This is a genomic window from Mycobacterium innocens (genome assembly GCF_900566055.1).
Taxonomy (GTDB): Bacteria; Actinomycetota; Actinomycetes; order Mycobacteriales; family Mycobacteriaceae; genus Mycobacterium; species Mycobacterium innocens.
This window is the reverse complement of the sequence record NZ_UPHQ01000270.1, coordinates 1-18,429: the sequence shown is the minus strand read 5'-3', so window position 1 is coordinate 18,429 and position 18,429 is coordinate 1. Positions and strand designations below refer to the sequence as shown.

At 68.9% G+C, this 18,429-nt stretch carries 17 protein-coding genes and 1 tRNA gene; 8 read left to right on the top strand and 10 right to left on the bottom strand.

The features are described 5' to 3' along the window. Positions 1-16: 16 nt before the first annotated feature. The 3 genes from EET03_RS25885 to EET03_RS25875 are packed head-to-tail and all read right to left on the bottom strand — an operon-like array spanning position 17 to position 3,243. Positions 17-1,171 carry a DUF4350 domain-containing protein gene (locus EET03_RS25885; protein WP_208649139.1) on the bottom strand — a complete coding sequence of 385 codons (1,155 nt, stop codon included), beginning with the start codon at positions 1,169-1,171 and terminating at the stop codon, positions 17-19. Next, the gene (locus EET03_RS25880; RefSeq protein ID WP_099193822.1) at positions 1,153-1,803 is read right to left on the bottom strand and encodes a DUF4129 domain-containing protein; all 651 of its coding nucleotides are present in this window, start codon (positions 1,801-1,803) and stop codon (positions 1,153-1,155) included. The genes EET03_RS25885 and EET03_RS25880 overlap by 19 nt, the downstream gene beginning before the upstream one ends. Before the next feature lie 24 nt (positions 1,804-1,827). Further along, on the bottom strand, positions 1,828-3,243 hold the full coding sequence (locus EET03_RS25875; protein WP_425271562.1) for a hypothetical protein: 1,416 nt from the start codon (positions 3,241-3,243) through the stop codon (positions 1,828-1,830). Here EET03_RS25875 and EET03_RS25870 point away from each other — a divergent pair. Beyond that, positions 3,242-3,706, top strand: coding sequence for a GatB/YqeY domain-containing protein (locus tag EET03_RS25870; protein WP_075543840.1), 465 nt, complete (start codon positions 3,242-3,244; stop codon positions 3,704-3,706). The two genes, EET03_RS25875 and EET03_RS25870, sit on opposite strands and share 2 nt — an antisense overlap. A 15-nt stretch (positions 3,707-3,721) precedes the next feature. Here EET03_RS25870 and nrfD read toward each other — a convergent pair whose 3' ends face one another. The 6 genes from nrfD to EET03_RS25835 form a co-directional block, all read right to left on the bottom strand. Beyond that, a complete protein-coding gene (gene nrfD, locus EET03_RS25865; protein WP_075543841.1) occupies positions 3,722-4,681 on the bottom strand; it encodes an NrfD/PsrC family molybdoenzyme membrane anchor subunit in 960 nt (319 codons plus the stop codon). Continuing rightward, entirely contained in the window at positions 4,678-5,559 is an 882-nt protein-coding gene (locus tag EET03_RS25860; protein ID WP_099193821.1) for a 4Fe-4S dicluster domain-containing protein, read from the bottom strand. Before EET03_RS25860 ends, nrfD begins: the two co-directional genes overlap by 4 nt. After that, positions 5,556-8,795 (bottom strand): formate dehydrogenase, encoded by a 3,240-nt coding sequence (gene fdh, locus EET03_RS25855; RefSeq protein WP_244232540.1) that lies wholly within the window; start codon positions 8,793-8,795, stop codon positions 5,556-5,558. The genes EET03_RS25860 and fdh overlap by 4 nt, the downstream gene beginning before the upstream one ends. 45 nt (positions 8,796-8,840) lie before the next feature. Then, the gene (locus EET03_RS25845; RefSeq protein ID WP_099193820.1) at positions 8,841-10,520 is read right to left on the bottom strand and encodes a selenocysteine-specific translation elongation factor; all 1,680 of its coding nucleotides are present in this window, start codon (positions 10,518-10,520) and stop codon (positions 8,841-8,843) included. Continuing rightward, positions 10,508-11,800 carry an L-seryl-tRNA(Sec) selenium transferase gene (selA, locus tag EET03_RS25840; RefSeq protein WP_075543845.1) on the bottom strand — a complete coding sequence of 431 codons (1,293 nt, stop codon included), beginning with the start codon at positions 11,798-11,800 and terminating at the stop codon, positions 10,508-10,510. The genes EET03_RS25845 and selA overlap by 13 nt, the downstream gene beginning before the upstream one ends. Before the next feature lie 17 nt (positions 11,801-11,817). Further along, positions 11,818-11,912 (bottom strand) — tRNA-Sec (locus EET03_RS25835). Between the two features lie 27 nt (positions 11,913-11,939). On the opposite strand from EET03_RS25835, the gene selD reads away from it, so the two are divergent. Then, complete coding sequence (gene selD / locus EET03_RS25830; protein ID WP_075543853.1) at positions 11,940-12,932, top strand: selenide, water dikinase SelD; 993 nt, start codon at positions 11,940-11,942, stop codon at positions 12,930-12,932. Between the two features lie 18 nt (positions 12,933-12,950). On the opposite strand, the gene EET03_RS25825 is transcribed toward selD, so the two are convergent. Then, on the bottom strand, positions 12,951-13,250 hold the full coding sequence (locus tag EET03_RS25825) for a GlsB/YeaQ/YmgE family stress response membrane protein (RefSeq protein WP_075543846.1): 300 nt from the start codon (positions 13,248-13,250) through the stop codon (positions 12,951-12,953). 169 nt (positions 13,251-13,419) lie between these two features. Here EET03_RS25825 and EET03_RS25820 point away from each other — a divergent pair, with 169 nt between their 5' ends. From EET03_RS25820 to EET03_RS25795, 6 genes are all read left to right on the top strand, one after another. Then, entirely contained in the window at positions 13,420-14,406 is a 987-nt protein-coding gene (locus EET03_RS25820; protein ID WP_099193819.1) for an LLM class F420-dependent oxidoreductase, read from the top strand. Positions 14,407-14,450: 44 nt separating this feature from the next. Beyond that, a complete protein-coding gene (locus EET03_RS25815; RefSeq protein WP_075543848.1) occupies positions 14,451-15,386 on the top strand; it encodes an SRPBCC family protein in 936 nt (311 codons plus the stop codon). After that, entirely contained in the window at positions 15,383-16,552 is a 1,170-nt protein-coding gene (locus EET03_RS25810; protein WP_075543849.1) for a zinc-dependent alcohol dehydrogenase, read from the top strand. Before EET03_RS25815 ends, EET03_RS25810 begins: the two co-directional genes overlap by 4 nt. 12 nt (positions 16,553-16,564) lie before the next feature. Beyond that, a complete protein-coding gene (locus EET03_RS25805) occupies positions 16,565-17,116 on the top strand; it encodes a type 1 glutamine amidotransferase domain-containing protein (protein ID WP_063468836.1) in 552 nt (183 codons plus the stop codon). Between the two features lie 110 nt (positions 17,117-17,226). Next, a complete protein-coding gene (locus EET03_RS25800) occupies positions 17,227-17,919 on the top strand; it encodes a HemK2/MTQ2 family protein methyltransferase (protein ID WP_075543850.1) in 693 nt (230 codons plus the stop codon). Then, entirely contained in the window at positions 17,916-18,131 is a 216-nt protein-coding gene (locus EET03_RS25795) for a CDGSH iron-sulfur domain-containing protein (protein ID WP_063468838.1), read from the top strand. Before EET03_RS25800 ends, EET03_RS25795 begins: the two co-directional genes overlap by 4 nt. Positions 18,132-18,429 lie beyond the last annotated feature (298 nt).

Sequence of the window (18,429 nt, the reverse complement as noted above, 5' to 3'; positions counted from 1 at the left end):
GTGGGAGCGGGTTGTGTCACGAGTGGGTGACCTGCCTTTCGATGTCGTCGAGCGCGCGGGCGAGGTGTAGTAGATCCTGGTCGGTGGCCGGTGGCGGACCGTACAGGTGGTATCGAATGAACTCCGGGTCGGCCCCGCTGCGCCGGGCCACGGTCATCACCACCGCCGGCGGGTCGGTGCCCGGGCCACCTGTACCAGGCCAGCCCAGCCGCGGCAGCAGTCGTTGCAGCGTGGCGGTGCGCAGCGCCTCGGCGGCGCGATCGCGGGCTCGCCGGGACCGGTACAGCCGGCCGCGGCCCTCGACCGTCTCCGATGCGCGGACCACCACGGGTAGCTCTTCGGCCACCAGCGGGCCCAGCCGGCGGCCCTTCCAGAGCGCCGCCAGCAGGACCACCAGCCACAGCTGCCAGACCATCCACGTCACGTTGGTCGGGATCAGGTCGGAAAGCGAACCGGGCTCCGACGTTTGTCCCTCGACGCGGTGCGGCGCGTACCAGACCAGCCGCGGCCGGTCGCCCGCGAGGTTCATCGCCAGTGCGGCATTGCCCTCTTCGAGCAGGCCGCCGTTGGTCATGAAGTCGCTACTGCCGACCACCGTGACGGTTCGCCCGGCGTCGCGATAGCGGACCAATGCGCCGCCGTAACAGCTGACCACCTCCAGGTCGTCCCTGGGCTGGTAGGCATCGCTGGGCCCGAAATGCACTTTTCCGGCCCGATTAGCTTCGCGCAGCAGGCATTTCGGCTGGGAGGCGAATTGTTCGGCGGCGGTGATGCGCAGCTTTGGGGTGAGTGCCCTGCGGGCTCGCGCGGTGGGCTCCACCAAGAGCAGGTCACCGGGAGCTTGTGCCAGCCGCTGCAGAAGTGCGCTGTCGGTCAGGTATTGAGTCTGGGCCACCAGCAGCAGCGAGTCGGCGCGGGCTAAGCGTTCGACGTCGGCGACGGTATTGGCGACGACGACCTCGACGCCGCCGTCGCGCAGCAACGTCACCAGCGCATGGGCGCCGGAGGAGTTGGTGGCCGCGGGATCCATCATGCCGCCGGGCCGCGGCGCGGTCAGGTAGGTGCCGACGGCGGCGACGAGGATGATCGCGACCAGCGCGAGCACCATGCCACGCCACGGCCGCCGTGGCCGGGTGATACCCGTTGCCGGCATCACCGGACCTGTGCCCAGGAATCGGGTGCGGCGGGCCGTTCCACCGCCGACGCGGCATGAGCACGTGATCGCAGGTGGTCGTCGAGGTCGGCGATCAGCTGGTAGGCATCTTGAGTTCCGGGCCGCTCGCCGTAGGTGACGTCGTTGAAAGCCGTTGCGGCCCTGGCCAATTCACCTGTCAGGTGAGGCAGGGCCGCGCCCGCGTCGGTGGCCAGCTCGTTGGCGGTGCGGCCGGGGGCCGGGTTCAGCACGCCGCTCTCTTCCAGCTCGCGCGCGACCGCGCGCAGTCGGTGCCGGATGGCTGCGGCCCAATTACCTTGGGCCGCAAACGCTTCAGCCGTGGCTCGATGCTGGGCCGCGGTGAGTTGGCCGGCTTCGAACAGCTGGTAGTCACCGCCGCGGTTGGTGTGCATGGTGCGGCGGGCGATGTGGACGGCAACGATCACCGCGATCACCGCCAGGATGAACAGCACCGTCAGGGTGAACCAGCCCCCGGATACCGAAGCGCCCTTCTCCAACAGCCGGTACAGCTGCTCGTTGAGCCAGTCGCTGAAAGCCGTCGACAGCGATGGCTTGGGGTAGATCGGTTTGTCGAGCTCATGCTGCGCTGCCTGGTGGGCGGCATCGCGGTCGATGTCGATGGAAGGCATCGTCAGTCAGTCCTCACCAGTCAATCAGTAAGGCCGCGTGAGCCACAGGTTGTCGGTGGACACCACTGCGGCGGGTCCACCGGCGGCACCGGTCTGCAGGACCAGATCGAAGGCTTCGGCGCGCATGCGGCGATCGGTGTACAGCAGCACGACAACTCCGGCGGTGAACGGTGCGGTGATGATCTGGCTGATCGCCGAGCCGACGGCCGACAGCGTCGTGCCGACGAGCAGCATACCGATGGAGCCTTCCGACGCGGTGACGCCCAACAAGATGTGGCTCGCGATGCTGAAGGGGGCCGCGACCGCACCGCCAACGAGTCCCACCACCAGGGCCGTCAGCAACCGGATACCCAGGACCCGCCAGAACCCGCCGCGAACCAGCCGGAACGATCTGGTGACCGCGTCGACCAGCGGCAGTCGCTCCAACACGATCAGCACCGGCGCGAACACCAACATGGTGTACAGGTAGGCCAGCAGCAACCCGACCAGCAGCAGCAGCGGGATGCCGACCAGGACCGCCGCAGCACCGTTGACCGCGGCCGCGACCCCGACCAGGATGACCACCACCAGCCCCGCGAGCGCCACCATCCCGGCGGCTTCCAGCAGGGCCAGCCCGATCAGTGCCGGCACGCGTCCGCGGACCCGGGCCCACGCTTCGCCGATGGTGATGGGAGACCCGAACACCGCGCGCCCGACGACGACGGTGAGGATTCCGCTCAGCAGCATGCCGCCCAGCCAGGTGACCAGACCACTGGCCGCCACCGAACCCATCCAGGCGCCGAAGACGCCCAGACTCAGTTCGGTCGACGGCTGGGTTTTCAGCTGGTTGAGGGCCGTCAACGGTCCGACCGTGGCGATCAACGTGATGACCTGCATGATGACCACGACGATCGCGGTCAGGCCCAGCGTCGCCTTCGGGTTGGTGCGGATGTAGCCGACCGCGCCGTTGTAGATGTCGCTCAAGGTCAACGGCCGCAGCGGGATGATCCCGGGTTTGACCGCCCCGGGAACCAGCGGCGGGCCATAACCCGGTGGCGGCGGGCCGTAACCCGGTGGCGGGGCACCATATCCGGGCGGCGCACCGTAACCCGGTGGCGGCGCACCGTAACCCGATGGCATGCCATAGCCAGGTGGCACACCGTAACCGGGTGGCACACCGTATCCCGGCGGTGGGGCGCCATAGCCCGGCGGCTGCGGTGGTGGCGGCGGATAGCCGGCCCCCAATGGTGGGTACCCGGCCGGTTGATCCCCGGGGGTCTCGGCCGGCGGGTCAACCGGATAACTCGGCGGCAGCGTACTCACCGGATGTGGCGGCTGTCGTCGTTGGTCATGGGCTCCATCCTGTCGGCGGTCGGCGCATTTCTCAATGTGGGTATGACTTCCGGTCTTGGTGTCGGGTTCGGCAACCTCCGAAAACAACGCGCGTAGCGTCTCTGCCATGGCGGAACTCAAATCGCGGCTTCGGGCCGACCTGACCGAAGCGATGAAATCGCAGGATAAGTTGCGAACTGCGACCCTACGCATGGTGCTGGCCGCAATCCAGACCGAGGAAGTATCGGGCAAGCAGGCCAAAGAGCTCTCCGACGACGAGGTGCTCAAGGTGCTGGCCAGAGAATCCCGCAAACGTGGCGAGGCGGCCGAGATCTACACCCAGAACGGGCGTGGTGAGCTGGCCGCCAACGAGCATGCGGAAGGCCGGATCATCGACGAGTATCTGCCCACGCCGCTCACCGAGGCAGAAGTGGCCGACGTCGCCGACACCGCCATCGCCCAAGTGGCCGAACAGCTCGGGCATCGGCCCACCATGAAGCAGATGGGCCTGGTCATGAAGTTCGCCACCGAGATCGCCGAGGGTAAAGCCGACGGGGCCCGCTTGTCGGCGGCGGTCAAAGAGCGGCTGTAGCGGCCTTCTCCAAGATCAGTTGCCGGAATCGAGCCGTTGACGCTGCGGCACCACCACGTACTTCGGATCCCGGGTGGATTCCACACCGGCCTCGAACACCCCGAACCGCTGCAGCGCACTGCCGGTGAGTAGCGCCAGCCCGCACAGTATCGCGGCGAACCGGCTCCGGCCCGCCGCCGCCGTGCCCAGCGCCCCGCCGATCGTCAGGTACTCCGCCCACCTGCGCAGCCGGTGCGGCTTTCCCGTCGTGTACGCCTCGGCGGCCAGCCCCAGCCGTTGCTCCAGCAGTCGCGACGCCGCGAGCTCCAGCCCGGCGCCCACGACCGCGAGTCGCCGTGCCGGACCGGCCTCGGCCACGGGCGCCAGCACCATGCCCCAGCCGCCGCCGCTGGCTGCTGCCGAGCCGGTGAAGACGAAGGGCAGATACGGGTGTGCCTCGTGCCAGGCGGGGACGGCGGTCTGCGACAGCAGGACCGCGGTGTAGGAGGCGACCCCGGGTGCGACGGCCGCCGCCGAGAGTCCCGCCGGGCGTGCCAACCAGCGCACGAGCGCTCCGACCCAGGTGCGCCGCAGCGCCGCCGGCATGAGCTCGGCGGCCCCGGCCAGCCCGGCGCCCGGCCCGTAGGCGGTCAGAATCCAGGTGCCGACGCTCATCGGCGAGCTGGGCTTGGCCACCCGCAGCATGTGGTGGAACCGCTCGGGGCGGCCGAGGTCGGCGACGAGGAAGTACATGCTGGCCAGGAGGCTGGCCAGCGCCCCGACGCGGCTCACCCGGCACAGCGCCGGGCGCCCGGTCAGATCGGCGCCGGCGGCCAGTAGCGCCGAACCCGCCGACAGGCCACCGGAGAACAGGTACGCCGCGATCTTCCACTCCCACACCGGTGGTTTGAGCACCGGACGCCCGTAATAGGACCGGAACTCCGCTCGGGGCACGGCGAGCTGTTCCCGCCCGCTGCCCGCCCCCCCGGCCTTCATCGCCGGCTCCCGACGAACGCCGACACCGCGGCGGCCACCAGCGCCGACGCGGCGATCCCGGCGTAGCGCCACATGGCCGGCAGGTCCCGGGTGGGCACCACCGGATCCGGCGGCAATCCGTAGACCTCGGGCTCGTCCAGGAGCAGGAAGAACGCGCCGTCGCCGCCCACGCCGTCGTCGGGATCGTGACCGTACAACCGCGCGTCGGTTACGCCGCGTTCATGCAGCTGCTCGACCCGGCGGGCGGCGCGCTCACGCAGTTCGTCGAGCGGCCCGAACTGGATGGAGTCGGTGGGGCAGGCCTTGGCGCACGCCGGTTCCAGCCCGTCATGCAGCCGGTCGTAGCACAGCGTGCACTTCCACGCCCGGCCGTCACCTTCGCGGCGGTCGATCACCCCGTACGGGCAGCCGGACACGCAATACCCGCAGCCGTTGCAAATGTCTTGCTGGACAACGACAGTGCCGAACTCGGTGCGGAACAGTGCGCCCGTCGGACACACGTCCAGACACCCGGCATGGGTGCAGTGCTTGCACACGTCGGAGCTCATCAGCCAGCGAAAGTCGGTGCGGGACTGCGGGTCGGCCGACGCGCCGGGGCGCTCGAATTTCGGGATGCCGAGGTCGGTAGCCGGCTGCTCGATGAACGCCACGTGCCGCCAGGTGTTGGCGCTGAGCATGCCGGTGTTGTCGAACGACATCCCCAGCAGGTTGAAGCCGTCGTCGGGAACCCGGTTCCATTCCTTGCAGGCCACCTCGCAGGCCTTGCAGCCGATGCACACCGAGGTGTCGGTGAAGAACCCGACTCGCGCGGGGTGCTCCAGATGCCCGGCATCGCCGGCCGGATCGCTCAGCGGGCCATAGAAACTATTGCGGTTCAAGGGGTTTCCTCGCTATGGGTGTCCAGTCGGGTGCCGGTCGCCGTGGTGACGCCGGCCCGGCGGCGGTATTCGGCGATGTAGGCCAGCAGCTCCGGTCCGCGGGGCCGTCGTCCCGGTTGTACGTCACAGGTGCAGACCTTGCTCTCCTGGATGAAGACGTTGGGGTCCAACACCACCCCGAGCAGATCGTTGACCACGTCGCCGTCGACAAGCCCGCTGTAACCCCAGTGGTAGGGCATCCAAATCTGTTGCACCACGCGGTCTTCGATACGAAGTGGCTTCATCCGCTCAGTCACCAGCACCCGCGCGTCCACCGCGGTGCGGCTGGTGATCACATGCGCCCAGTCCATATGCGTCAGCCCCCGGATGCGCGCCAATTTCGGTGACACCTCGACGAACAACGCGGGCTGCAGCTCCGACAGGTAGGGCAGCTGACGGCTCATTCCGCCCGCCGTGTGGTGCTCGGTCAGCCGCGCCGCGGTGAACACGAACGGGAACACCTCCCCGTGGGCCTCCGGCGGCGCCGGGTTCGACGGATTGTCGTTGCGGCCGTAGACGATTCGGGTCGGGTTGCCCTGCTGTCTATACAGCGCGTTGCGCACCGGGGACTCGTGCGGTTCGTAGTGCGTGGGCAGCGGACCGTCGGCCAGGCCGCTGGGTGCGAACAGCCAGGCCTTGCCGTCGGCCTGCATGACGAACGCGTCGTCGCCGCGCAACGCCTCGACGCCCACCGCGCCTTCGGGCGGGCGGTAGTCCGGCGGCTTGTGCTTTTCGAAGTCGGGCACGTCGTGGCCGGTCCATTCCCGGTTCTCCGGATCCCACCAGATGAGCTTCTTGCGCTCGCTCCACGGCCGCCCCTGTGGGTCGGCCGACGCCCGGTTGTAGAGCACCCGGCGGTTCAGCGGCCAGGTCCAACCCCACTGCGAGGTGTCCCGCCGGGCCGCCTGGTTCACGTCGTCGGCGTACACGCCGCTGTAGATCCAGCAGCCGCAGGCGGTGCTGCCGTCGGCCTTCAACTCGGTGTAGCCGTTCACCGCCCGGCCGGTCGTCAGGTCAATGCCGTTGATGCGGCGCAGCACGTCCTCACCCGAGGGCTCGTCACCCTCCATCGCGTAGTCCCAGAACAGCTCCAGCAGTGGCCGGTCGCGCTCGTCGGTCGAGCCGGCCAGCTTGTCCCGCAGCCGCCGGCCCAGGTGGTAGCAGAACCACAACTCCGAGCGGGCGTCACCGGGCCGGTCGACGGCTTTTTCCCGCCACTGCAGCATCCGCTGGGTCTGGGTGAACGTGCCGGCCTTCTCCACGTGCGAGGCCGCCGGGAAGAAGAACACCTCCGTCCGGCAGGTCTGCGGGGTGATCTCGCCGGTCTCCACTTCGGGGGCGTCTTTCCAGAAGGTGGCGCTTTCGATCATCACCAGGTCGCGGACCACCAGCCAGTCCAGGTTGGCCATGCCGAGGCGCTGCAGCCGTCCGTGGGCGGACCCGACGGCCGGGTTCTGGCCCAGCAGGAAGTAGCCGAACACCGTCCCGTCGACCATGTCCATGACGGTGCGGTAGGTGCCGTGGTCGCCGTTGATCCGCGGCAGGTAGTCGAAGCAGTAGTCGTTGTCGGCGGTGGCGTGCTCGCCCCAGTACTCCTTGAGCAGCGACACCATATAGGCGTCGGCGTTGTGCCAGAAACCCTTCTGATTCTGGCTCTTGATCCGATCGAGGTAGTCGGCCAGGTTCGCCTGGCCGGCGTGCGGCATGGCCAGGTAGCCGGGCAGCAGGTTGAACAACGTCGGCACATCCGTGGAGCCCTGGATACTGGCATGCCCGCGCAGCGCGAACACCCCGCCGCCGGGCCGGCCGATGTTGCCCAACAGCAGCTGGATGATCGAGCCGGCGCGGATGAACTGAGCGCCCATGGTGTGCTGGGTCCAGCCCACGCTGTACACCAGCGCCGTGGTGCGCTCGCGGCCGGAATGCTCGGTCCACGCCCGCGCGACCCGCAGGAAGGTGTCGGCCGGCACGCCGCACACCCGCTCCACCATCTCCGGGGTGTAGCGGGCGTAGTGCCGCTTGAGGATCTGGTAGACGCAGCGCGGATGCTGCAGCGTCGGGTCGGCCGGGATATCGCCCGCAGCACCCTCCACCGCCGGCCCGCCGGAGCCGAGCTGATCGGGCGCGGCGCGCTGCTTGTCGTCGGCCCCGCCGCGACCGCCATGGTGTGTCGACTCGTAATGCCAGGTCGCCGGGTCGTACGAGGCGGTGTCGGGGTCGTAGCCGCTGAACAGGCCGTCGAGATCCTCGGTGTCGCGGTAGCTTTCGTCGACCAGGAACGCGGCGTTGGTGTAGGCGGTGACGTACTCGCGGAAGTCCAGCTCGTTGGACAGGATGTAGTTGATAACCCCGCCGAGGAACGCGATGTCACTGCCGGCGCGCAGTGCCACGTGCCGGTCGGCCAGCGCGCTGGTGCGGGTGAACCGCGGGTCGATGTGGACGACCTCGGTGCCGCGCGCCTTGGCCTCGATCACCCACTGGAACCCGACCGGATGGGCCTCGGCCATGTTGGAGCCCATGATGACGATGAAGTCCGAGTTGACCAGGTCTTGCTGATAGTCCGTCGCTCCGCCGCGACCGAAGGAGGCTCCCAGACCGGGAACCGTGGCGCTGTGTCAAATACGGGCTTGGTTCTCGATCTGCAGCGCGCCCAGGGCGGTGAAGAGCTTCTTGATCAGGTAGTTCTCTTCGTTGTCCAGGGTGGCGCCGCCGAGGCTGGCGACGCCCATGGTGCGGCGCAGCGTGTTGCGGTCGGCGTCGAAGTCCTGCCAGCCCTTGCGACGGGCGTCGAGCACCCGGTCGGCGACCATGTCCATCGCGGTGTCCAGGTCGAGTTCCTGCCACTCGGTGGCGTAGGGGGCGCGGTAGCGCACGACGGTTTGCCGCTGCGGCCCGGTGACCAGCTGGGTGCTGGCAGATCCCTTGGGGCACAAGCGTCCTCGGGAAATCGGGCTGTCCGGGTTGCCCTCGATCTGGATGACCTTCTCGTCTTTGACGTACACCTTCTGCGCGCAGCCCACCGCGCAGAACGGACACACCGAGTGCGCGACGTGGTCGGCCTCGGCGGTGCGCGGCGTCAGCGTTGCCGAGCGAGCCGACTGTGCGGCCTTGCCGCGGCCCAGCGGGTCGGACCCGGTGAGCTGGCGGTACACCGGCCACGACTGGATCAACTTCGCAAGCTTGCTTTCCGGGTCCATTGTTTGATCAAACCCCGTGACGTACCTGGGAGCAAACCCACAGCCTCAAAGCGTCGTCCTGGTGCCATCCGCATCGCGGCGGGTAATCCTCAGCGCGTCAAGCTGTTCGAGCAACGGGACGGCTACCCGGCGCGTGGTGCCCAGGGCGTGCCGGGCGTCGCTCACGGTGAACGGCTGCGGCAGCGTAGCCAGGATGGCGGCCGCGCGCGCGACAGCGTCGGGCCCGAGCACGACGCCGTCGGCAACGCGGGTCAGCCGTCCGGCCCGTACGGCCGCGGCCAGCTCGCGGTTGCCCAGCTTCAGCTCGGCCAGTTCGTCGGCCTCCGGCGCCCGGAATGGTTCGGCGGCCAGCCACTCCTCCACCGTGCGCACCGCCTTGTCGACACGCGCCGGCAGGACCCCCCCGGGCGGCCGTACCAGGCCGTCGGCCACCTCCAGGCCGGAGCCGTCGAGTAGCTCGGACACCAGTTCGGCGGCCGGCAGGCCCACCCGCTGCCGCAGCGCCTGCAGCGGCATGCCCGCCGCGATGTCGTGCTCGGCCGCCCAGCGCTGCACCGTCGTGATCGCAAGCTGGCGTCGCCCGGCCCACCACTGCGGATCGACCACCCACTCGCCAACCCGGCGGCCGGCGGCTGGCAGACCCATCGCGCGCAACTGCGCCGCGGGCGCGCACTCGGGCGGGCGCACCCGGCCGGTCGCCAGCTCCTCGCCGCGGGCTCGCGCCGCGCCGCGGCGGTGCAGCCCGGGCGGCCGCACGTCGAGCACCTCGATGCCGGCCGCGATCCGGTGCTCCCCGGGATCGCGCAGCAACCCGACATCGCCGACCCGCAACGGCAACGGCCCGGCCAGCCGCAGCCGCGCCCCGGCCGTCCCCAGCGGGCGCATTTGCACCGGCACCGCCGCCGACCCGATGTGCAGCACCAGCTGGCGGTGCAGGGTGTCCGCCGACCGCAGGGCCACATCGATCTCCGCGGTATCCAGCCAGGCGCCCGGCGTGCGAACGGTGTCGCCGCGAGCGATGTGCCGGCGGTCCACGCCGCGCAGGTTCACCGCCACCCGCGCCACCGCGCCGGTCTCGTCGACGTCTCGGCCCAGCGACTGCAGGCCGCGGACGGTGACGCGGCGTCCGGCGTGTTCGAGTTCGTCGCCCACCCGGATCGTGCCGGCGCTCAGCGTCCCGGTGACGACGGTGCCCGCACCGCGCACGGTGAAGCAGCGGTCGACCCACAACCGCACGTCGCTGTCGCGGTCCGGCCGCGGCAACCGCTCGACCAGGGCCAGCAGTTGCGCGCGCACCTGGTCCAGGTCGGTGCCCAGCGCGACCGGCGCGTGCGCCAACCGCGCCCGCACCTGCTCGATCGCCGGAGCCGGATCGGCAAGGTCTGTCTTGCTGATGACGACGAGCACATGCCTAACCCGCAGCGCGTCCAAGGCCGCGAGATGCTCGTCGGACTGCGGCATCCAGCCCTCGGTGGCGGCCACCACGAACATGACTGCCGGAACCGGGCCCACGCCGGCGAGCATGGTGGGAACGAACCGTTGATGGCCCGGCACGTCGACGAACGCCAGCCGGTGCCCGTCGAGCTCGGTCCAGGCGAAGCCCAGGTCGATGGTCAGGCCCCGGCGCTGTTCTTCGGCCAGCCGGTCCGGCCACATCCCGGTGAGCCGATGGACCAGCGTCGACTTGCCGTGGTCGACGTGGCCCGCGGTGGCTATGACGAACACGCCAGCACCGCCGCCAGCAGCCGCTCGTCCTCGTCCAGCGCCACCGTGCGCAGATCCAGCAGGCACCGGCCGCCCTCCACCCGGCCGACGACCGGCGGGCTGCCGGCGCGCAGCTTGGCGGCGTAGGACTCGGGCAGGCTCAGCCCGGCGCTGGGCAGCCGCACACCCGGGGCCCCGCCCCCGCCGACGGCCGCCACACAGTCCACCGCGTGCGCGCCGGGTAGCTGCGCGGCAAGGCTTTCGGCGCGGGCGCGCAGCTGCGTCACCTCGGCGGCCAGCGCCTGAACCACTGGCGGCGGCGGTCCAACCACGGTCGCTTCCAGCGCGGCGAGGGTCAGTTTGTCCACCCGCAGCGCCCGGGCCGCGGGGTGCCGGCGCAGCCGCTCGATCAGGCCGGCGTCGCCGAAGAGCAGGCCGGCCTGCGGGCCGCCGAGCAGCTTGTCGCCACTGGCGGTGACCAGATTGGCGCCGTCGCGCAGGGCGGTCGTCGCATCCGGCTCGTCGGGGAGTGCCGGATGCGGCGTCAGCAGTCCGGAGCCGATGTCGACGACCAACGGCGCCCGCATTGTGTCCAAGAGCTGCGCCAATTCGGCCACGCTGACCGCTGAGGTGAACCCGGTGACGCAGAAGTTGGACGGATGCACCTTGAGCACAAACCCGGTGTCCGGCCCAATCGCGTCGGCGTAGTCGCGCAGGCTGGTGCGGTTGGTGGTGCCGACCTCGCGCAGCCGCGCACCCGTGGACGCCAGCAACTCGGGAATGCGGAATCCGTCGCCGATCTCGACCAGCTCGCCGCGGCTGAGCACGATCTCCTTACTCGGAGCCAACGTGAGCGCGGTCAGCAGCAGCGCGGCGGCGTTGTTGTTCACCACGTGCACCCCGCCGGCGGTCGGCACCGCCCGAGCAAGGGCGGCCAGCGCGCCCCGGCCACGGCGAGCGCGGCGACCGGTTGCCAGGTCGAATTCGACGTCGGTGGCGCCGCTGGCGGTGACCACCGCGTCCACCGCGGCCTGCGACAACGGCGCCCGGCCCAGGTTGGTGTGTACGACGACGCCGGTGGCGTTGATAACGGGCCGCAAGCTTGCCGCGGTGGCCGGGAGTGCGGCGACGGCGTGCTCGGCCACCCGCTCCGGCTCGATCTCGCCGGCGCGGGCCCGTTGCTGGGCCTGCGCGATCACGGATTTCACCAAGGTGCGGCCCAGCAGCTGTTGCGCCTCGGCGAGGCGGGGATCGGCGAGGAGCGCGTCGGTGCGCGGAACCCGTCGTCGCGCGTCACCCATGTATGGCCCCGGGGAGGTGGCGGAGGCGGACGGGAATCGAACCCGCCAGCGGCAGCAACTGTCGCTCGACGGTTTTGAAGACCGCGCCGGTCACCAGACCGGAGACGCCTCCCTGGGCCATGGCGACAATTATGGACGCATGTCCTACCGACTGACTCAGTACGCGCACGGCGGCGGCTGCGCGTGCAAGATCCCGCCCGGCGAGCTGGAGGACGTGGTCCGCGGATTGAGGGCAGCCGTGCCGCGTGAACCGGCCGGTGAGCTGCTGGTCGGGCTGGACAGCGGTGACGACGCGGCCGCGGTGCTGATCGAGGGCGGCACCGCGCTGATCGCGACGGCCGACTTTTTCACCCCGGTGGTCGACGACCCCTACGACTGGGGCCGAATCGCCGCCGCCAATGCGCTGTCCGATGTGTACGCGATGGGCGGGCGGCCGGTGGTCGCGGTCAATCTGCTGGGATGGCCGCGAGATGTGCTGCCGTTCGAGCTGGCCGCCGAGACGCTGCGCGGCGGGCTGGACGTCTGCTCGCTCGCGGGCTGTCATCTGGCCGGTGGGCACAGCGTCGACGACCCCGAGCCCAAATACGGGCTCGCGGTCACCGGAATCGCCGACCCAAACAGGTTGCTGCGCAACGATTCCGGTAAGCCGGGCACCCCGCTGTCGCTGACCAAGCCGCTGGGCATCGGGGTATTGAACAGCCGGCACAAGGCAACCGGCGAGCGGTTCGCGGACGCCGTCGAGGTGATGACCACGCTCAACGCCGAAGCGGCGGCGGCCGCGCTGGCGGCCGGCATCGAATGTGCCACGGACATAACCGGTTTCGGGTTGCTGGGGCACTTGCACAAGCTGGCCAGGGCCAGCGGTGTGACGGCGGTGATCGACTCGGCCGCGGTGCCGTATCTGGACGGCGCACGCGCAGCCCTGGCCGCCGGCTACGTCAGCGGCGGCACCCGGCGCAATCTCGAGTGGGTGGCCCCGCACGTCGACCTTGCGGCGGTGAGCGAGCAGGAGACGCTCCTGCTGGCCGACGCGCAGACCTCCGGCGGACTGCTGATCGCCGGCGAGATCCCGGGTGCACCCGTTATCGGCGAGCTGGTGCCCCGCGAAGAGCACACGATTGTGGTGCGCTGAGCCGCTGGCGCCGGCGGGCTACAGGCCGGCGCGCGGACCGGTACGAGCAGATGTGCCGCGCCGGCCGGTAATCCCGAGGTAGGCGGCGATGAGCAACACCGCGACGACGACGCCGACCAGGAACGGGATGAACCCGAAGCCGCCGTTCTGATTCGAGTATCCGAGCTTGTAGGAAATCCAGGTGCCCAGGAACGACCCGACGGTCCCCAATATCACGGTCATGATGACGCCGATGTTCTGCTTGCCCGGCATGACGAGGCGGGCGAGCGCGCCCACGATGAGACCGACCACGATGGCCCCGATGATTGTTCCGATCATTGTCCGCTCCTTTGTTGCGGTTGAAGTGGCGGGCCGTTGCCCGCTCCTGCGCTCGGTCTACCCGTTTTGGCGTCGCGGCAAGCCACCGCGAGCGGAACGCTGGGGCGAGTTTGGGGGCGATTTTTCGCCGTGGCGTTACGTGGGCTTATAGCCGGGTACCCCAGCGCCTATGACGAACTTCGGCTATACCTTGATGACCGAGCAGAGCGGGCCGAAAGAACTTGTGCAGTACGCTTTTTCGGCAGAGCAGCGGGGCTTCGACTTTTTGGTCTGCAGCGACCACTTCTCGCCCTGGCTGACGTCGCAAGGACACGCGCCCAACGCCTGGGCGGTGCTGGGAGCGGTGGCTCATGCCACCGAACGGGTTGAGCTGTACTCCTACGTGACCTGTCCGACGATGCGGTATCACCCCGCGATCGTCGCGCAGCAGGCCGCGACCATGCAGATCCTGGCCGACGGGCGGTTCACGCTAGGACTGGGTAGCGGCGAAAATCTCAACGAGCACGTCGTCGGCCGGGGCTGGCCGGCGGTCGAGCGTCGTCAGGACATGTTGCGCGAGGCGGTCAAGATCATCCGCGAACTGTTCGACGGCCGGCTGGTGAACTGGCGTGGCGACTATTTCCAGGTCGATTCGGCGCGCTTGTGGGACCTACCGGACGTGCCGGTCGGCATCGGGGTGGCGATCGGCGGACCCAAGGCCGTCGACAAGTTCGCCAAACTTGCCGACCACCTGATCGCGGTGGAGCCCGACGGTGACCTGGTCGACGAGTGGCACGCGGCCCGCCAGGTGGCCAACGGAACCGGCGCCGGACGGGTGGTCGGCCAGATCCCGGTGTGCTGGGATCCTGACCGCGACGCCGCCGTGGAACGCTCGCACGACCAGTTCCGCTGGTTCGGCGGCGGCTGGGCGGTCAATGCGGACTTGCCGACGCCGGCCGGTTTCGCCGCGGCGACGCAGTTCGTGCGTCCGGACGACGTCGCCGAGAACATCCCGTGTGGGCCGGATCTGGACGCCATCGTCGAGTCTGTGCGGCCGTATTGGGAAGCCGGTTTCACCGATATCGCCGTCCTGCAGATCGGCGGGCAGCACCAGGACGAGTTCCTCAAGGAGGCCGCCGAACCGTTGCTGCACAAGCTGCGGGCGGCCGCTTCCTAAACACCACAAGGCACCACAAGGCACCACAAAGCAAGGAGTTGACGATGAAAGACGCTTCGGCGAGCGCAGCGGCCGCTCTGGCCCGCGGCCTTGGTGGGGCCAGCCTGGGTCTCGGCGTCGCCGAAGTGCTGGCCCCCGGGAAAGTAGCCGTGCTCGCGGGCGTGGCCGACTCGGGCCGGTCGCGCTCGGTCATCCGCGCGTTGGGAATACGCGAATGCGGCCACGCCGCTGCGTTATTGCTCGGCTCGCCGAAACTGGTGTGGACCAGGGTGGCCGGCGACGTGCTGGACATCGCGCTGTTCGGGGCGGGTGTGCTCGGCCGTGGCCGGGGAGCCCGGGCGCGCAGCGCCGTTGCCGCCGTCGCGCTGACCGGAATCGCCGGGGCCGACCTCTACGCCGCGGTGCGCGCCGCCCGCGACGGGGGCCACCGGCATGGCAACGGCCCGAAGCATCGGTCGCTGGGGGCCGCGGTGACGGTGCGCCGTTCGCCGGAGGACGTGTACCGGTTCTGGCGTGATCTGGAGAACCTGCCCAGCTTCATGCACCACCTGCGATCGGTCACCGCCGGCGTCGACGGGCGGTCGCATTGGGCCGTCAACGCACCGGTAGGCCAGCCCGTGCGGTGGGATGCGCAGATCGTCGAGGACGTGCCCAACAAACGGATTGCGTGGCAATCCGCGCGTGATTCCGGGGTAAGGCACGGCGGCAGCGTCGAATTCACGCCGACCGCCGCGGGCGACGGCACCGAGGTCCGAGTCACGATCGGCTACCACATACCGGGCGGCGTGCTCGGCAAATCGGTTGCGACGCTGTTGGGCGAGTCGCCAGCACAGCAGGTCAACGACGATCTCCGCCGGTTCAAGCAGATCCTGGAAACCGGGGAGGTGCTGCATTCCGACGGGTCAGCGGAAGGCACGTCAGCGTTGCGCCAGATGCATCAACAGCCCGCGCAACCGGTGAGCGAAGGAGCCGGACGATGAAGGCCACCGTCTGGGCCGGACGTAACAGCGTTGAGGTGCAATCGGTTCCGGATCCCGCGATCCGCAACAACCGCGATATCATTGTCCGGGTCACCTCCACCGCGATCTGTGGTTCGGACCTGCACATCTACGACGGCTATATCCCCACGGTCAAGCACGGCGACGTGCTGGGGCACGAGTTCATGGGTGAAGTGGTCGAGGTCGGAAAAGCGGTGTCCAACTTGGCCGTCGGCGACCGGGTGGTGGTGCCATTCCCGATCGCGTGCGGGGCCTGCTCGGCGTGTGAGCGCGACCTGTACTCGCTGTGTGAGAATTCCAATCCCAACGCCGGAATGGCCGAGAAGTTGTTGGGGCATTCGCCCGCAGGGCTTTTCGGGTATTCGCACATGTTGGGCGGGTTTGCCGGTGGACAAGCCGAATACGCCCGGGTGCCGTTCGCCGATGTGGGCCCGCTGAAGATCGACGACGACCTGACCGATGACCAGGTGTTGTTCCTGTCGGATATCCTGCCCACCGGCTACATGGGCGCCGAGATGTGCGGCGTCACCCCCGGCGACGTCGTCGCGGTATGGGGTGCCGGTCCGGTGGGGTTGTTCGCGGTCGCCAGCGCCTACTTACTCGGCGCGGCCAAAGTGATTGCCATTGACCGGGTCCCGTATCGGCTGGAGCTGGCGGCCAAGCTGGGTGCGACACCACTCAACTTCGCCGAGACCTCGGTGCTGGAGCAGCTTCGGGACATCACCGCCGGGCGGGGACCGGACCACTGCATCGACGCGGTGGGTATGGAGGCCCGCAACGGCTCTCGAGTGGTGGACGCCTACGACCGCATCAAGCAGGCTGCACGGTTGGAAACCGAACGGCCGCACGCACTTCGGGAAGCGGTGCTGAGTTGCCGCAACGGCGGCACCGTCTCGGTCATCGGGGTGTACGGCGGCGTGATGGACAAATTCCCCATCGGCGCGGTCATGAACCGCTCGCTGACCATCAAGACCGGCCAGTGCCACGTACAACGCTACCTGCGGCCCCTGCTGGACCGCATCCGCAGCGGCGAGATCGACCCCACGATGATCATCAGCCACCATCTCCGGCTCGACCAGGCTCCACACGGCTACGAGATCTTCAAACACAAGCAGGACGGCTGCACCAAAGTCGTCTTGAACCCATGAAGGAGCACTGCGATGTCGAACGAGTTGCAAGGCAAGAGGATCGCCATCCTGGCTGCCGATGGCGTGGAAAAGGTCGAACTGGAGCAACCGCGCGCGGTGCTGCTACAGGCCGGAGCTCAGGTGGAGGTGGTGTCGTTGCGAGGCGGCGAAATCCAGGCGCGGGAACACGATCTCGATCCGGCCGGCAGGTTCGCGGTCGACCGCGTGGTTTCGCGGGCTTCGGTGGGCGAGTTCGACGGCCTGGTGTTGCCTGGTGGGACCGTGAACCCCGACAAGCTACGTTCCGACACCACTGCCGTGTCTTTTGTCCGTGACTTCGTGGAGTCCGGAAAGCTGGTTGCCGCAATCTGTCACGGGCCCTGGACGTTGGTCGAGGCAGGCGTGGTGAAAGGACGAACGCTGACCTCCTATCCCAGCATTCGCACCGACTTGCGCAACGCCGGCGCCAACGTCGTCGACGAAGAGGTTGTCGTGGACGGCAATTTGATCACCAGTCGCTCACCGTCGGACCTTCCGACGTTCTGCTCGACGATTGTCACTCAATTGGCGCAGGCCGCGGGGTAGGGGTAGCGATCGTCCCCGATCAGCCGGGTTTGGTTTCAAGCAGCGGTTTGCGGGCATTAGTAGTAGCGAGCGTGCCGTGATCGCCACGGCGGTGCCCCGAAAGGCCTACCTTGACGACCACCTACCCAGCCTTGGATGGCGCCATGGTCGCCGACATGGTGTACCAGCCGCAATCCGATTCCCGTTTGCTCGTCGACACGATGAGGCGGACCGGCCTGATTCCCCGCCGCAGGGTCCTCGACCTGTGTACCGGCAGCGGTTTCGTGGCGATCGCCGCCGCTGAAATGGGCTGTGCCAGCGTCACCGCGTTCGACATCTGCCCACATGCCGTGCGCTGCTCCCGCGACAACATCGCCGACGCCGGAGTGGACGTCGACGTTCGTCAGGGCTCGTGGACTCGGGCTTTCGACTGCGCACCGTTCGAGGTGATTGTGTCCAACCCGCCATACGTCCCCGCTCCGCCCGTCGACGACTCCGACGCCATCTCGCCGGCGGCCGGTCCGTCATGGGCCTGGAATGCCGGACCCGACGGGCGCCTGGTGCTGGATCCGCTGTGCGAGTCGGCGGCAAAGCTGTTGTGCGACGGGGGATCTCTGCTGCTGGTGCAGTCGGCTCTGGCAGGCGTGCAGCGGTCCCTGGATTGTCTGTTGTCCACCGGTTTGGACGCTGAAGTCGTTGCCTCTCGGTGGATCCCGTTCGGCCCGGTGTTGTCGGCGCGGGCGGCATGGCTGGAGGAGACCGGACGGGTACCCCGCGGCTGTCGCGACGAGGAACTCGTGGTGATCCGGGCGGACAAGCCATGACCACCACCCGGGTTCAGGTGGTGCCCAACGGTCCGATCCTGGTGTCCGGTCCGGTGCGCATCGAGACACCCGGCGGCGGTGTCGTGGAATCGGACCGCTTCATGGTGGCCATCTGCACCTGCCGGCGCAGCAAGGAATACCCCTTGTGCGATACCAGCCATCGCCGGTGCCGGTCTCAGCGGTCGCAGCGGAAGGCTCAACCTAAACCCTGACCTGTCGCTCGCAGCCGGCAAGTTTGCGTTGAGAACCCGACGCCCGTGTCGGACCCGGCTGCGATAATCGAAAGCATGTTCGACGTCGAGGGGGAGGTGGGTGGCTTAGGCGGAAGTTACGGCTGCCTGGGTAAGGGTTTTCCGCCCTGAACTGGGGGTTTGCTGGTTTGCTGGTTTGTGTTTGTGGCTACGCGGCGATGGTCAGGGGGATGGTGGCCTCAATGAGGTCGAAAGCACGGCGTTGAGTGGGGGTGGCCTCGGCGAGTTTGTCGATCTCGATGTCGGTGTGGTGGTAGCG